This window comes from Winogradskyella sp. (assembly GCF_965228925.1).
Lineage (GTDB): Bacteria > Bacteroidota > Bacteroidia > Flavobacteriales > Flavobacteriaceae > Winogradskyella.
In genome coordinates this window covers 1,680,217-1,696,865 of record NZ_OZ245845.1, presented here as the reverse complement: position 1 = coordinate 1,696,865, position 16,649 = coordinate 1,680,217, and the positions used below count along the sequence as shown (strand labels likewise).

14 protein-coding genes are annotated in these 16,649 nt (G+C 39.6%); all 14 read left to right on the top strand.

Annotated elements, in window-relative coordinates:
* The first annotated feature begins 3 nt into the window (after window positions 1-3).
* Entirely contained in the window at window positions 4-627 is a 624-nt protein-coding gene (locus ACO052_RS06975; RefSeq protein ID WP_422107289.1) for a GNAT family N-acetyltransferase, read from the top strand.
* On the top strand, window positions 624-1,808 hold the full coding sequence (locus ACO052_RS06970; protein ID WP_422107288.1) for an argininosuccinate synthase: 1,185 nt from the start codon (window positions 624-626) through the stop codon (window positions 1,806-1,808). Before ACO052_RS06975 ends, ACO052_RS06970 begins: the two co-directional genes overlap by 4 nt.
* On the top strand, window positions 1,805-2,782 hold the full coding sequence (argC, locus tag ACO052_RS06965) for an N-acetyl-gamma-glutamyl-phosphate reductase (protein WP_422107287.1): 978 nt from the start codon (window positions 1,805-1,807) through the stop codon (window positions 2,780-2,782). Before ACO052_RS06970 ends, argC begins: the two co-directional genes overlap by 4 nt.
* 151 nt (window positions 2,783-2,933) lie before the next feature.
* On the top strand, window positions 2,934-3,734 hold the full coding sequence (gene proC / locus ACO052_RS06960; protein WP_422107286.1) for a pyrroline-5-carboxylate reductase: 801 nt from the start codon (window positions 2,934-2,936) through the stop codon (window positions 3,732-3,734).
* Complete coding sequence (locus ACO052_RS06955) at window positions 3,731-4,918, top strand: aspartate aminotransferase family protein (protein WP_422107285.1); 1,188 nt, start codon at window positions 3,731-3,733, stop codon at window positions 4,916-4,918. Before proC ends, ACO052_RS06955 begins: the two co-directional genes overlap by 4 nt.
* A 150-nt stretch (window positions 4,919-5,068) precedes the next feature.
* On the top strand, window positions 5,069-6,004 hold the full coding sequence (locus ACO052_RS06950) for an N-acetylornithine carbamoyltransferase (protein ID WP_422107284.1): 936 nt from the start codon (window positions 5,069-5,071) through the stop codon (window positions 6,002-6,004).
* Between the two features lie 90 nt (window positions 6,005-6,094).
* A complete protein-coding gene (gene argB, locus ACO052_RS06945; RefSeq protein WP_422107283.1) occupies window positions 6,095-6,871 on the top strand; it encodes an acetylglutamate kinase in 777 nt (258 codons plus the stop codon).
* Window positions 6,868-7,929 (top strand): M20 family metallo-hydrolase, encoded by a 1,062-nt coding sequence (locus ACO052_RS06940; RefSeq protein WP_422107281.1) that lies wholly within the window; start codon window positions 6,868-6,870, stop codon window positions 7,927-7,929. Before argB ends, ACO052_RS06940 begins: the two co-directional genes overlap by 4 nt.
* A gap of 215 nt (window positions 7,930-8,144) precedes the next feature.
* A complete protein-coding gene (gene argH, locus ACO052_RS06935; RefSeq protein ID WP_422107280.1) occupies window positions 8,145-9,416 on the top strand; it encodes an argininosuccinate lyase in 1,272 nt (423 codons plus the stop codon).
* A 251-nt stretch (window positions 9,417-9,667) separates the two neighbouring features.
* On the top strand, window positions 9,668-13,543 hold the full coding sequence (locus ACO052_RS06930; RefSeq protein ID WP_422107279.1) for a DUF6443 domain-containing protein: 3,876 nt from the start codon (window positions 9,668-9,670) through the stop codon (window positions 13,541-13,543).
* Window positions 13,544-13,545: 2 nt separating this feature from the next.
* Complete coding sequence (locus ACO052_RS06925) at window positions 13,546-13,998, top strand: hypothetical protein (protein WP_422107278.1); 453 nt, start codon at window positions 13,546-13,548, stop codon at window positions 13,996-13,998.
* Window positions 13,999-14,193: 195 nt separating this feature from the next.
* A complete protein-coding gene (locus ACO052_RS06920) occupies window positions 14,194-15,390 on the top strand; it encodes an RHS repeat-associated core domain-containing protein (RefSeq protein ID WP_422107276.1) in 1,197 nt (398 codons plus the stop codon).
* A gap of 2 nt (window positions 15,391-15,392) precedes the next feature.
* Window positions 15,393-15,878: a hypothetical protein gene (locus ACO052_RS06915; protein WP_422107275.1), complete on the top strand. Its 486-nt coding sequence runs from the start codon at window positions 15,393-15,395 to the stop codon at window positions 15,876-15,878.
* Between the two features lie 389 nt (window positions 15,879-16,267).
* A complete protein-coding gene (locus ACO052_RS06910; RefSeq protein WP_422107274.1) occupies window positions 16,268-16,636 on the top strand; it encodes an RHS repeat domain-containing protein in 369 nt (122 codons plus the stop codon).
* Window positions 16,637-16,649 lie beyond the last annotated feature (13 nt).

The following is a 16,649-nucleotide window of genomic DNA, read 5'->3' as shown; positions in this document are numbered from 1 at the left end:
GCAATGAAAATTGTTATTGCTGATAAATCACATTCTGTTTATGCAGATGTTATCTGCAAAACCATTGAAGAAGCTGCTCAAGTTAGAGGCACAGGTATTGCCAAACGCCAACCTGATTACATTATCGGTAAGATGGAGAATGGTAACGCTGTTATCGCCTTGGAAGGGGATCGATTCGCGGGGTTTTGCTATATCGAAGCTTGGAGTCACGGCAAATTTGTGGCTAATTCTGGACTAATCGTCCATCCAGATTTTAGAAAACAAGGATTAGCCAAAAAAATAAAGAAGGTCATCTTTGAACACTCGAGAACTAAATTCCCAGATTCAAAGGTCTTTAGTATTACTACAGGATTAGCCGTTATGAAAATGAATAGTGAATTGGGCTACAAACCTGTGACCTTCTCAGAGCTTACGGATGACCAATCGTTTTGGAAGGGCTGTCAAACCTGTAAAAACTATGATGTATTGCAACGCACCGAACAAAAAATGTGCTTGTGTACAGGCATGCTTTATGATCCAACTAAACAGGTCGATGAAAAAACATCAAAGCACAATTACGATAAAAAAGTATGGACAAGATTGAAAAACATAAAACAATCCATGTTCTTAAAAAAAGATAGAAAATGAAGAAATTAGTTATTGCCTATAGTGGAGGATTGGATACGTCTTACTGTGCGGTCAGTTTAAGCAAGGCTGGTTATGATGTACATGCGGTTAGTGTTAATACCGGAGGCTTTACCGAAAAGGAAGTCAAAACCATTGAAGCAAATGCTTACAAAATGGGGGTCTCGACTTATAAAAATATTGATGCCATAACCAACTATTATGATAAGGTAATTAAGTATTTAATATTTGGTAACGTACTCAAGAACAACACTTATCCTTTATCCGTCAGTGCTGAGCGAATTATTCAAGCCATTGAGATTATTCAATACACAAAAAGTATTAACGCTAAGTATATAGCCCATGGCAGTACAGGAGCGGGAAATGACCAGGTCCGTTTTGACATGATTTTTCAAACGTTAGCACCAGAAATTGAAATCATCACACCTATTAGAGATGGCCAACTAACCCGACAAGAAGAAATCGACTATCTCAAAGCAAACGGTATAGACATGTCTTGGGAAAAGGCCAAATATTCTGTTAACAAAGGGCTTTGGGGCACAAGTGTTGGCGGGGATGAAACGTTGACATCAGAAAAACCATTACCAGATTCGGCTTATCCATCCCAATTAAAGAAAGATGGTGAACAAAAAATAGTGCTCAATTTCAATAAGGGTGAGCTCATCGCCGTTAATGGCAAAATTGATAAACCTCAGCATTGTATTGCGTATTTAAATGACATTGCTTCAAAATATGCGATAGGTCGAGATATTCATGTGGGCGATACCATTATCGGTATCAAAGGTCGTGTGGGTTTCGAAGCAGCCACAGCCTTAATTACGATAAAGGCCCACCACTTATTGGAGAAACACACCTTAACCAAATGGCAATTGCAGCATAAGGACTACTTGTCTAGTTTTTACGGTATGCACTTACATGAAGGCCAATATTTAGATCCTGTCATGCGAGATATAGAAGCCTACCTTCAGAATAGCCAATCTAAAGTAACTGGAAGCGTGTTTGTAACCTTAAAACCTTATCATTTTACGATTGATGGCGCCGCTTCGCCTAACGATTTAATGAATGCAAAATTTGGAAGTTACGGCGAAGAGAACAAAGGTTGGACGGCTGAAGACGCTAAAGGCTTCATTAAGATTAATGGCAATCAAAATAGAATCTATCAACAAGTAAATTCAAAATCATGATTAAAGTAGGTATCATAGGAGGCGCTGGTTATACGGCTGGTGAGTTGGTGAGATTGTTGCTCAATCATAAGCAAGCGTCTATAGATTTTGTATTTAGCACATCAAATGCAGGCAACAAGGTATACAAGGTACATCAGGATTTGGTGGGTACAACCGAACTGGAATTTACAGACCAAATTAACCAGAATGTCGATGTCGCGTTTTTATGCTTAGGTCATGGAAATTCTAAAGCATTTCTGGAACAACATAGCTTTTCAGAGATCACAAAAATTATTGATTTGAGTAACGATTTTAGGTTGGAGGCTGATCAACTTTTTGAAGAGAAAGTATTTATTTATGGCTTACCTGAATTACAAAAAGAAACAATTAAAAACGCTAATTATGTGGCAAATCCTGGATGTTTTGCGACAGCGATTCAGTTGGCGTTGTTGCCATTGGTCCAAGCTAAGCTCATAACGGATGATATCCATATCAATGCCGTGACTGGTGCCACTGGAGCTGGAACCTCCTTATCGAAAACCACACACTTTACTTGGCGTGATAATAATTTTTCCTATTACAAGCCCTTTACACATCAACATTTAGGGGAAATTGAGCAAACCGTTGAACAACTTCAAAACAGCTTTGAATCGGAGATATATTTCATGCCCAATCGCGGGAACTTTTCTAGAGGTATTTTTGCAACGGTTTACACCAACTATGAGGGAAGTTTAGAAGCGGTTGAGACACTTTATAAAACTTATTACAAAGATGCTGCATTTACGTTTATTTCAGATGATAACCTCCATTTAAAGCAGGTCGTTAATACCAATAAATGTATCATCCATTTGCATAAGCATAAGAACAAATTATTAATTACAAGTATTATAGATAATTTACTTAAAGGGGCGTCTGGGCAAGCCATCCAGAATATGAACTTAATGTTTGGTTTTGATGAAACCGAAGGATTGAATCTTAAAGCAAATTATTTTTAATGAACTGTCATTCCTGCCTGTCACACTGAGCTTGTCGAAGTGCTGGCAGGAATCTCATCATAAAAATGAAAAACAAATAAAAAAGATTCCTGTCTTGCGCCTCTGCTAAAGCTTCAGCGAACGTGGACACAGGAATGACAAAATAAAACATATGAAAATCGCAATCATAGGAACAGGAAACTTAGGAAAATCCATTGCTAAAGGATTAATCACGACGGATGCCATAACCACCTTGTACCTTACCAAAAGAAACCTAAACGAAATTAGGGAGTTTGAAGGTTATAAAAATGTCATCTTAACATCAGACAATGTTGAAGCCGTGAAGCAATCCGATATACTCATATTTGCGGTACAACCCGCACATTTCGAAGCTATTCTTGACACCGTAAAACCTTACCTTACCGAAAATCATGTGTTGATTTCGACCATTACTGGCTTTACCATTCCAAAGATTGAAGCGCAGGTGGGTATTGACAATTTTATTATTAGAGCCATGCCAAACACAGCCATTGCTGTGGGTAAATCCATGACTTGCTTGTGTAGCAACGAAAAGGGTAAAAAACGCATTAAAGTAGCACAAGCTATTTTCAATAGGTTGGGTCATACCTTAGCTATTCCAGAATCACAAATGCAAGCGGCAACTGTTGTCTGCGCCAGTGGGATTGCCTTTTGGATGCGTTTGATGAGAGCGACCACACAAGCAGCCATACAATTAGGTTTTGATGCCAAAGAAGCCCAAGAATTAGCCATGTATACCAGTGAAGGCGCTGCCAATTTATTAATCACAACAGGTAACCATCCCGAAGAAGAAATCGATAAAGTAACGACACCCATGGGTTGTACCATTGAAGGTTTAAACGAAATGGAACACAAAGGCTTGAGTTCATCTTTAATTCAGGGAATGGTCGCATCGTTTAAGAAAATCAACAATATTAAAGAAGAACAGATATGAGTTTGTTTGATGTTTATCCTTTGTATGATGTAACGCCTACCAGCGCTAAGGATGTTTTTGTCTATGATAGCGAGGGTACAGAATATCTCGATCTCTATGGAGGACATGCCGTGATATCCATAGGGCACTCACACCCTAAATACGTATCTGCGATTTCTGATCAAGTTGAAAAAATGGGGTTTTATAGCAACTCTATAAAAAACCCTTTACAGCTTGAATTAGCAGAAAAATTAGAAGCGCTATCGGGATGTAAAGGCTATCAATTGTTCTTGTGTAATTCTGGTGCAGAAGCCAATGAAAACGCCTTGAAACTGGCTTCTTTTCATAATGCTAAGGCGAAAATACTAGCCTTTAAAAATTCATTTCACGGGAGAACATCAGCTGCGGTAGCCGCCACTGATAATCCAAAAATCGTAGCACCACTTAATGCACAACAAAAGGTAGACTTCGTAGAGCTTGGTGATTTGGACACCGTAGCATCTATTTTAAAACGTAACGAGACCTGTGCGGTGATCATTGAATGCATACAAGGGGTTGGTGGATTAGACCAAAGCACCACCGATTTTTACAAAGGCTTAGAAGTCCTTTGCCAACAACACAATACGGTTTTGATTGCTGACGAAGTACAATCCGGTTTTGGAAGAACAGGTGATTTTTTTGCTTTTCAGAAGCACGGTATCACACCAGACATTATCTCAATGGCCAAAGGCATGGGCAATGGATTTCCTGTGGGAGGTATTTTAATTCATCCGTCGATAAAAGCGTCATTCGGCTTATTGGGGACAACATTTGGAGGTAATCATTTAGCTTGTGCCGCTACCCTATCTGTATTAAATACCATTGAAAGTGAGAATCTAATGCAAAATGCCACAGAAATCTCTAAGTATTTTCTTGAAAAGGCAAAACAGCTTCCAAAGCTAAAAGCTATCAAAGGCAGAGGATTAATGTTAGGTTTGGAATTTGATTTTCCGATTTCAGAATTACGAAAACAACTGATTTTTGAGCATCATATATTTACGGGAAGTGCAAAACATCCGAATCTCATTCGAATTCTTCCGCCGTTGACGATAAAAGAAGTACATATCGACAGGCTTTTTGAAGCCTTACGAAAAGAGCTGAATCATGAAAAAACTAGTTTAAAAGATATATATGACACCCCTAAAGTCCCCTCAAGGGGACAATAGTATAATGTATCTCAGTGAGTTGTCCCCGCGAGGATTATCGAAATTAAAGCGATAGCTTTAATTGAAGGTGCCGAGCGTAGCTCATAGGGGTGTTGCGCTTAAAAAAATAAGATTTAATTGACAAAATTCCCACTTGCGTGGAAAATTAATATGAAAAACTACACAAGCATAAAGGACATATCTAGTCTTTCAGACATCATAAAAGAAGCCATTTTAATAAAAATGAATCCTTTTGAATATTCCGAATTAGGCAAGAATAAAACCTTAGTCATGTTATTTTTCAATTCGAGCTTAAGAACACGATTAAGCACCGAAAAAGCGGCAAAAAACCTAGGTATGAATGTGATGATTTTAAATATTGATAAGGCCTGGAATTTAGAATTTGAAGACGGAGCTATAATGAATATGAGTACTTCGGAGCATATCAAAGAAGCGGCTAAAGTGATTTCGCAATATGCAGACATTATTGCCGTGAGGGCTTTTCCCAGTCTGGTTGACAAAGCAAAAGATGAATTGGAAATCATACTTAATAGCTTCAGAAGCTATGCAACGGTTCCCATAATCAATATGGAAAGTTCAACAGCACATCCTTTGCAAGCTTTAGCGGATGCTATGACCATTTCAGAATTATCAAAAAAGAAAACACAAAAAGTGGTGTTGTCTTGGGCGCCACATCCAAAGGCTCTACCACATGCTGTTGCCAATTCCTTTGTAACGATGATACAACAATTAGGTGTGAATTTTGAAATCACGCATCCTGAAGGTTACGAACTTAATCCTGAAATCACTAAAAATACTAGGATCAATTACAATCAAGAAGCCGCATTAAAAGATGCTGATTTTGTTTATGTAAAAAATTGGAGCAGTTATAAAGATTATGGAAAAGTTTTGATTGAAAACCCTAAATGGATGATGACCAAAGCCAAGTTGGGCAATGCTAAATTTATGCATTGTCTGCCTGTAAGACGAAATGTTGTGGTTGAAGATGCTGTTTTGGACAGTGAGCAATCTGTAGTTATCGAGCAGGCTAATAATAGAACGTTTGCCGCACAGGTGGTATTGAAACGGATATTAGAAAATTTATGATGAACGTCATGCTGAATTTATTTCAGCATCAAATAATAATGATAAAAATAATGAGAAGCTGAAACGAGTTCAGCTTGACGAAAGAGGAATATGAAAACACTAAAAATCATAAAAATCGGCGGAAACATTATTGATGATCAAAAAGCCTTATCCAACTTTTTGGAGCAATTCGCCCAATTAGAAGGCCCTAAAGTTTTGGTGCATGGTGGAGGCAAATTGGCTTCAAAATTAGCCAATCAGATGCGTGTTCCAGTACGAATGTACGAGGGCAGACGGATTACAGATTCAGACACTTTAGACATCATTACTATGGTTTACGCTGGAAAAATCAACAAGTCCATTGTTGCACAGTTACAAGCACATCACTGCAATGCCATCGGGTTTACAGGTGCAGACGGCAATACGATTGTTTCTAACAAAAGACCAACAATCCCTATTGATTTTGGTTTTGTTGGTGATATCAAAACCGTTGACACCAGTGCTTTAGAACTGCTATTAGTCAACCGTATAACCCCTGTTTTTTGTGCCATCACACATGATGAAAATGGGCAATTACTCAATACCAATGCCGATACCATCGCTTCAGAATTGGCCATTGGTTTTGCAAAGACATTCGAAACGGAGTTGTATTATTGTTTTGAAAAAAATGGGGTTTTAGAAAATGTCACCGATGACAATTCTGTTATTGAACGGATTAATACGGAAACTTACCAAACCCTCATTGAACAAAATATTATTGCTGATGGAATGTTACCTAAATTGACCAACTGTTTTAATGCCGTTAACCACAACGTAAGTAAAGTTTGTATCGGAAAACCTGATATGTTATTTGATTCAAAATCCATTTATACAACTATTCAAAAATGATAAAGACACTGACTACAGAAGCCATTGCTTTGTTAAAGCAACTCATAGAGACACCATCCTTCTCTTCGGAAGAAGCACAAACCGCTTTGCTTATCGAACAATGGTTTACAACGCATAATATCCCTTACCAACGACAAAAAAATAATATTTGGGCGACCAATAAGTACTTTAATAAAGACAAACAGACGCTACTTCTTAATTCGCATCACGATACGGTAAAGCCCAATAATGGCTATACTAAGGACCCGTTTAAGGCCATTGTTGAGGATGGTAAGCTATACGGTTTAGGCAGTAATGATGCTGGCGGTTGTTTGGTATCGCTCTTGGTGACATTTACCTATTTTTACAAAAAGAAAAATCTCGACTACAACTTAGTGATAGTAGCTTCGGCTGAGGAAGAAAGTAGTGGGCCAGATGGTCTAAATAGTATGCTATCGGTGATTCCAGAAATTGATGTGGCCATCGTGGGTGAACCTACCTTGATGGATTTAGCTATCGCCGAAAAAGGTTTGGTGGTCTTTGATGCTAAAGTCAAGGGCACAGCCAGTCATGCGGCACATCCCAATGCTGATAATGCGATTTACAATACCGTTGATGTGCTAAAATGGTTTCAAGAATTTAAGTTTGATAAAAAATCGCCCGTACTTGGTGATGTAAAAATGACGGTCACCCAAATCAATGCAGGCAAACAACATAATGCAGTACCCTCTGAAGTGGATTTAGTGATTGACGTCCGTGTTAATGATAAATATACCAATGCCGAGATTGCAGCCATACTCAAAAAGAAATCACCATGTTCAAGTATAGAACCGCGAAGTTTAAGGCTCAACTCCTCATCGATACCTGTGCATCATGATTTGGTAAAGGCAGGTATCGCGTTGGGTAGAGAGACTTATGGTTCTCCGACCTTATCCGATCAAGCGGCCTTGAGCTGTCCGTCGTTAAAACTAGGACCTGGTGACAGTAAGCGTTCTCATACGGCAGATGAATTTATTTATTTGTCCGAAATTAAGGAAGGCATTAAAATTTATATTGAATTGTTGGAGAAGGTGTTGTAGAAACAAGCTGTCACACTGAGCTTGTCGAAGTGCAGAGAGGAATGAAATTATTAAAAAAATAAGTAAATAAGAATTAGATTCCTGCCTTGCGCCACCGCTAAAGCTTTAGGCGACACGCGGTCGCAGGAATGACAAAAAGAGAAAGTCTAACTAAAAAAGAAAGCAGAGATTAGCTACGCTGAATCTTCGATTTCCTGCTTTAAAAAAATAAAACTATGAAACTCTGGGACAAAGGCTATTCAATCGATAAAAAAATAGAACAATTTACTGTTGGTAACGACAGAGAAATTGATTTACACATCGCCAAATATGACGTACAAGCATCCTTAGCACATGCCGTCATGTTAGAATCCATAGGCATTTTAACCTCTGAAGAACTAGCACAACTTAAATCGGGCTTAACGGCCATCTCAACATCTGTAGACAAAGAAGATTTTGTAATTGAAGACACTTTTGAAGATGTGCATTCTAAAATTGAATTTGAACTCACCAAAACCTTAGGCGAGGTCGGTAAAAAAATCCACACGGCACGATCGCGAAACGACCAGGTTTTAGTGGCTCTACAGCTTTACTATAAAGATAATTTGAAGCAAATCAACGATAAGGTTAAAGTGTTTTTTGAAACCCTTTTAAGCTTAGCCGAAACCCATAAGGGTCAATTATTACCTGGTTATACGCATCTACAAGTAGCCATGCCCTCATCCTTTGGTTTATGGTTTTCGGCGTATGCCGAGTTATTGATTGACGATGTCTTTCTACTTAATGCGGTGTTCAAAATTGTAGATCAAAATCCTTTGGGATCTGCGGCCGGTTATGGCAGTTCATTTCCTATTGATCGCGATATCACTACTGAAGAACTCGGTTTCTCTACTTTAAAATACAATGTTGTTGCGGCACAATTAAGTCGAGGCAAAAGTGAACGTTCTATAGCAAATGCCTTAGGTGGTTTGTGCAATACGATGGCCCGCTTTGCGATGGATATCTGTTTATATATGAGCCAAAATTTTGGGTTTATCGGTTTCCCTGACGAACTCACCACAGGAAGTAGCATAATGCCACACAAAAAGAATCCTGATGTGTTTGAATTGATTAGAGGTAAGTGTAATCAGATTCAAGCCTTACATACGGAGATGCTGCTTATTACCAATAATTTACCAAGTGGTTACCACCGTGATTTTCAGTTGTTAAAAGAAAACATGATCAATGCCTTGGAAGATGTGAAAGACATTCTCGATATTTTTAATTATGCCATTCAACAAATTAGCGTTAAGGATATTGATCTCAATGATGAGAAATACAAGTATCTCTTTACGGTAGACAGTATCAATAATCTCGTTGTTGATGGTCTATCGTTTAGAGAAGCCTACCAAACCATTGGTCATCAAGTTCAAAACAACACCTATCAACCAGACTTAGGAAAACAGCATACCCATATAGGAAGTATTGGTAATTTGTGTTTGGATGAAATAAGGGCTAAGTTTCCTTGAAAATGTAATAAATCCTATAGTCTATTACAAAAGACTTTTAAAAATAAAAGCTACAATACAAGCGCGTATTATAGCTTTTTTTTATGACCTAGCACTAGGCGTTTTGCATAGTATTTCTATTCAAAACGTATAGCTTTTTGAAAAAAGGGATACCTAATTTTATGCCCTAATGGAGTTGTTTTGGTTAACCAAAGGTTGCCCATACATTCAATTGGCTTATAAAACACACAACATATTAAATCCATCAACTCATGAAGCAAAACGTTTTAATCTCGTTCGGTACATTGTTACTATTTGTTTTTTGTACCATAGGCCACGCACAGCACCTTTCGGGTCCCGATCCGGTGGAGCTGGGTATTAACTATACCTATACCTTTAACGACGGCAACTCGAGGCCGGGGGGCGTCTGGGAGGTCACCGGGGGCATCGTCATGAGTACCAGCAGCTCTGGAACGGACTATTTTGCCATCGTACAGTGGAACGTACTGGGTTTGGGCGATGTGGCCTTTAAGGATCGTAATGATGTGGTATTGGACAATATGGCCGTGACGGTAAACCCACCGACGCCCGTGGTGGTAACGGCCCTTAACTACGTGCACAACATCACCCCGAGGACGGCCACCACGGACATCACTACACTGACCAACGGTGAGAAGATCGAGGCCATCAATTACTTTGACGGGCTGGGGCGGGCCAAGCAGTCGGTGGCCATCAGGGCCGGGGGCAACAGCGAGGACATCATTACCCCGATAGAGTACGATCCGTACGGTAGGATGGTCAGGGAGTACCTGCCCTACAGTGCAACGACAAACATCGGTAGCTACAGGTCCGATGCCCTGACCAAGGTGCTGGACCATTATGATGCCTCGGCCTACGACGATGACTTCCCCGGGATGACCACGGTGGACATCAACCCCTATTCGGAAAAGGAGTTCGATAATTCCCCCTTGAACAGGGTAATGAAACAGGCCGCACCGGGCAAGGACTGGAAACTTGGCAATGGCCATGAGATCGAGATGGACTATCTTACCAATACCTCAGCCACCGAGGTACGGCGCTATGACGTTGCCCTGTCAAAGAACACGACCAATGGAGTGGTGACCTATGTACCGACACTGAGCACCGGTGGCCACTATGCGGTGCACGAGCTTATCAAGACCGTCACCAGGGACGAGAACCATCCGGGGACCGCTACCAAGGACCATACCACCGAGGAGTTCAAGGACAAGCAGGGCTGGGTGGTATTGAAGCGTACCTACGACAACGGGGTGGCGCATGACACCTATTATGCCTATGACGACTTTGGCAACCTGAGCTTTGTGCTGCCCCCCAAGGCGGAGGCCCATGTGGACAAGCCCGATGCCACCGAACTCAGCGAACTGTGCTACCAGTATAAATATGATGAGCACAACCGATTGGTGGAAAAGAAGATCCCCGGCAAGGGCTGGGAGTATATCGTCTATAACATACTGGACCAACCGATATTGACCCGGGATGCCAACCTTGGGGCCCAGACCAGGTGGCTGTTTACCAAGTACGATGTGTTCGGTCGGGTGGCCTACACGGGCTATATCACCAGCGGCAGCACCAGAACGGCATTACAGAATGCCGCCAATGCTGTGACCACTACCCATGTGACCAAACTGGGCAATGCCTCCACATTGGCAGGGACGACCATTTACTACAGCAACAACGGTTACCCGACCACCAATATCTCGGAGATCTATACCATCAACTATTACGACAACTATACTTTTGACTTGGCCGGTGGTAGCTCCGATACGGCCTATGGGGTAACGCCCGAGACCAATGTAAAGGGCTTGGCCACGGGCAGTAAGGTCAGGGTGTTGGGTACCGACGACTGGATCACCACGGTGACCTATTATGACGATAAGTCAAGGCCCATCTACGTCTACTCAAATAACGATTACATAAAGACCACGGACAAGGTAAAGAGCGATCTTAGCTTTGATGGCACGGTCACCGAAACCACGGCGACCCATGCGAGAATTGGATATAATACGATCACGATCGTGGATAGGTTTACTTATGACCATACCAATAGGCTTTTGGACCACAGACAGAAGATCAACAGTGCTGCCCTGGATGAGGTCCTTGCCGCCAATACTTATGACGATCTGGGGCAGTTGACTAGTAAGGGCGTGGGCGGCAAGCAGAATACCACTAGGTTGCAACAGGTGGACTACGATTATAACGTGAGGGGCTGGTTAAGGACCATCAACGACCCGGCCAGTCTTGGCAGCGACCTCTTTGGCTTTAAGATCAACTACAATACGCAGGACCACGGGGGTACCCTGCTCTACAACGGCAACATTGCCGAGACCGCATGGAAGACCGCAAGCGACAATCTACTGAGACGGTACCGTTACGAGTACGATGCGCTCAACAGGTTTACCGCAGGGGTCTTTAACACCGGTAGCGGTAACCAGCCCAACAGGTATTCCGTGTCCAATATTGACTATGATAAAAACGGGAACATTACCGCTCTGCAGAGAAACGGGCACGAAAACGCCGCAGCGACGGCCTTTGGGGATATGGACAATCTGGTCTACACTTACGAGACCAAGAGCAACCGCTTAAAGAAGGTCTTGGACAACGGGGAGGACAACTTTGGCTTTAAAGATGGGGCTAACCTAACCACGGAGTACACCTATGATGCCAACGGCAATATGCTGACGGATCTCAACAAGGGCATTTCGTCGAATATTTTGTACAACCACCTCGATTTGCCGACCCAAGTGACACTTTCCGGGGGGAATATTCAGTATATTTACGACGCCACAGGGGTAAAACAAAAAAAGATCGTGAGTACGGGAACAACAACAGACTATGCGGGGAACTTTATCTATGAGAACGGGACGCTAAAAATGTTCTCGTATCCCGACGGCTATGCGGAGCCGCCTGCCGGAAACGCAAAACGGGGTTCGGAATACAAGTATGCCTATCAATACAAGGATCATTTGGGAAATATAAGATTGACATACTCGGATAGCGATAAGAGCGGTAGTATTGACAGTAGTACCGAAATCATCGAGGAGAACAACTATTATCCTTTTGGGTTACAGCATAAGGGGTATAATGACGTGGTGTCTGCGAATGTGAATAGTGTGGCGCAGAAGTTTAAATATAATGGGAAAGAACTTCAAGATGATGACGTTAACGGAAATAGTTTAGATTGGCATGATTATGGTGCTAGGAACTATGATGCAAGTTTAGGTAGGTGGATGAATTTGGATCCTATGAGTGAGTTTTATTATTATTCGTCAACTTTTACTTATGCAGCTAATAACCCTCTTTCGTATATTGATCCCAATGGAATGTGGGTCGTCAATATTACAGGTGGATATGATACAAATGGAAACTATATTTATTCATTAAATTTTACAGCTGAGGGGGGTGATGACTTAAGTTCTTTAAGTACTCAACTAGGAATTAGTGTCAAGGATATTCTATATGCTCATCCTGAATTAAGAAATTTAGCTATAAGTGAGGGTACATCTTTAGGTTTGGGGCAATTGGAGGAAGTATCAGTTATAAACACTGCAATGAATACCGTTGCACAGAAGCAAGATGATTGGAATTGTGCTAACTTTGCAGGTGGTAGTAATTGTTCAGATACAAGAGACCAATATAATACAGGTGAGAACCATAATAATATTGAAGATTTAGCTGATGACCTTAAAACCGATTATGATTCTGTTACCGAAAGTGAAACTAAAATAGGGGCTATTATTCATTTTAGAATAGACAAATCCGACAGTAGAGCTATGCCAAGTGCGAGAAATGAGGCAAAGAAGACTTTTATACAACAAATGAGACAAAATGGCCTTTCGGATGCTCAAATTGTCGGTGCATTAAAGGACCCTAAAGTTCAAACAGATATCGAAAATTATGCCTTAGCAATACTCACTAATGAAAGACATTTTGCTGTAGTTATATTAAAAACAAAAGATGGAAAAAGTGTTCAAAATATTCTCCAGAAATCAGGAACTAAACATTTTAATTTCGACAAGGTAGATACAATGGAAGATACAAGCGGAATAATTCCGTATAAACCTTCACCGGTTAAAGGAACCAAAAACCCATATTATAATAGAAAAAACTAATTATGAGAAAATTAAAGAATCTGATTTTTTTATTGTTGATTACAATCTTTGTTATTAATTGTAAAAGCAATATGACTTTTGACTCTAATGGTGAGTATATTTGTTCATTTGATGGTAATCAAAATGATATAACGAATTTTTTAGACTCCGTAAATGAAAACAAAAAAGTATATGTCGAAAAGACAGAAAATATGTTTTTGTTTTTCAATGATAGTACGTCTGTAAAAACATACTTTTTCGATTCTAAAAATAGTATTATTCATACCCCTCGCAGCGAAGTAATTTCTGCGCGTTTGAAAAGTGATAGGAGATATAAAGCTATCCTTATGGATTCTTCAATTAATAGTTATAAAATAAAAGTATTTTCGGATAACAAAATCTATACTAATATGGAAGGTAGCATTATTATTGATATGACTAAAAGCGGTAATGGCACAGAACAGTTGACGGATTAATCTTTAAACTTAAATAATTGTAAAACAATAAATTAAAATATAATTTTAGTAACAAAAGGATGGACATAACGTCTGTCCTTTTTTCTTTTAAGGTGTTGGGTAATAGGGATAATTTAGTAAACTAGTTAATGGAAATCAACAGGCGGTAATATTGAGTATATTTACGATGCCACAGGTGTAAAACAAAAGAAGATCGTGAGTACGGGAACCACAACGGACTATGCGGGTAAGATTATCTACGAGAATAATGTCTTTAAGATGTTGTCTAACCCCGAGGGTTATCTGGAGCCGCCAGCCCCAAGTTCCAAAACGGGAGCCCCTACTTATGTCTATCAATACAAGGACCATCTGGGGAATATTAGATTGAATTATTTTGATAATGATGGGACTTTAGAAATCATCGAGGAGCATAACTACTATCCCTTTGGTTTGAAGCATAGAGGGTATAATGACGTGGTTTCTGCTAATGTGAATTCGCAAGCTTCAAAATATAAGTATCAGGGACAAGAGTTTGAAGATGAGCTTGGAAAAGATACTTATGCTTACCAATGGAGAGATTACGACCCTGCTTTGGGCAGATTTGGAAAGATAGATAGGTTTGCAGAAAAATATGAAAGTCATTCATCTTATGCGTTTACTATAAACAATCCTATAAAATATAGAGAAATAGCTGGTGATAGTATAAGTGTAACACGAGTTGCCATTTATGATAATGCCAACAACACTAATTACCAACAACAATTAGTAAACGATTGGCAACAGCAAACAGGACTAACCTTAAATGTTGATGCCAATACCGGTGTAATGACCTATGCGACAGACGCTAATGGTGACCCTATTATATCAACTACTATTGATGCAAACGGTAATGCTATTGAAAATGGTAGTGCATCTGCAAGAGCAGATTTAATTAGTTATATTGATGGAAACGGTGTTACCGATATTGGTATAACACCTAATGATTCTGCGACACCTCACGGCGGAAATGAAATATGGTTGGGAGATAGTCAAATAACCAGTTTTATTAATGGAACACCTGCTGAATTAAATGATAGGACTTTAGGCGTAGGAATGACTGCTTTCCATGAGTTTAGACATACAGCTGCTGGTGGTTCACATATTGATCCAATTAGACCTGGAAGTACAGATACAGGACCTGTAGTTGATAGAGTTAATGTTTATAGACAAGAGCTTGACAATAATCCAGCTAATGCAGGTGCAAGACCATATGGACAAAGGACAAGTTATCAAGCTACAAATAGAGCAAGAGCATTTGGCCCACCAGGAGTTAATCGAGGTGCAGTACCAGGTAATTCATCTCTTAGATTTAGATATCATACCACTAATAGGCGTGGCAGAATAGTTAGAAGATCAACAAATATTAGATTTTAAATATGAAAAATGTAATCACACTGTGCTATTTGATTTTGCCGTTTGTGATATCGGAGCAAATGGTACAATACAAAGACGCCCTTGAAATAATCATCAATTCCAATGAGTATAGTTCTTATACGAGTAATCCTAGGAAATATCATGTTTCTGATGAATTGATAGTTTTTTCTAAAATGGGTAAAATGTTTAAGGAACAACTCTCAGAAAATGATATTGAGCTATCAGACTATGATATTGTCAATAATGATAAAAAGAAGAATACAATAGATAAGACGCTCCTGGATTTGAATAAAAAAAAGTGTGCCAAACTTAAAATATACTTTACTGAAGAACAGGGCGGAATATTTTTTGCTGAATTAATAAAAGAGAAAAAGCGGAATGTAAATTATGACAATAGAACGCATTTCGGTATCAGTTATATGTATATGTTTAAAAATAATCAAGGAAAGATTAAATTATTGAAAGTTCAGAAAATAAATTATAACTAAGCTAGGTAATGTAGGGTAGAGTTTCAAAATGGCACTTTTGTGGATTGACAGTTTTTAGTTATTGAAAATCAAATTTTTATAAACAGAGCAGGTTTGCATCTGTGAACCTGTTCTTGTTCTTTGACATATACAAACTTCTGTTAAACCTTATAAAATAAGGCATGGTTAACTTATGATGTTTCAAATTGGCGCTTGGTTATCATTTCGATGCGACAGGTGTTAAACAGAAAAAGATAGTGGCAGGTACGACAACAGAATATGCAGGCAACTTTATCTACGAGAACAACGTACTAAAGCTATTTTCGCATCCAGAGGGCTCGGTGGAACCGCCATCATCAAGTGCACAAAAACATCCACCTTAAAAATATGTGTATCAATATAAGGACCATTTGGGAAATATAAGATTGACCTATGCCGACTCCGACCAAAATGGTGACATAGATGCCAGTTCAGAAATCATCGAGAAAAATAACTACTATCCTTTTGGCCTGAAGCATAAGGGATATAATGACGTGGTGAGTGCGAATGTGAACTCAGTAGCGAGCAGGTTAAAGACTTATCAAGGACAGGAATTAAACGACGAGTTGGGCTTAAATTGGATATCATTTAGATATAGAAATTACGATGCGGCAATTGGTAGATTTTTGACAATTGATCCTTTAGCTGAGGATTTTACTTATAATTCAACATATGCATTTCAAGAGAATAAACTTGGAATGGGTACTGAACTTGAAGGAGCAGAATTAATAGAGCATTGAGTACCGCTGTATT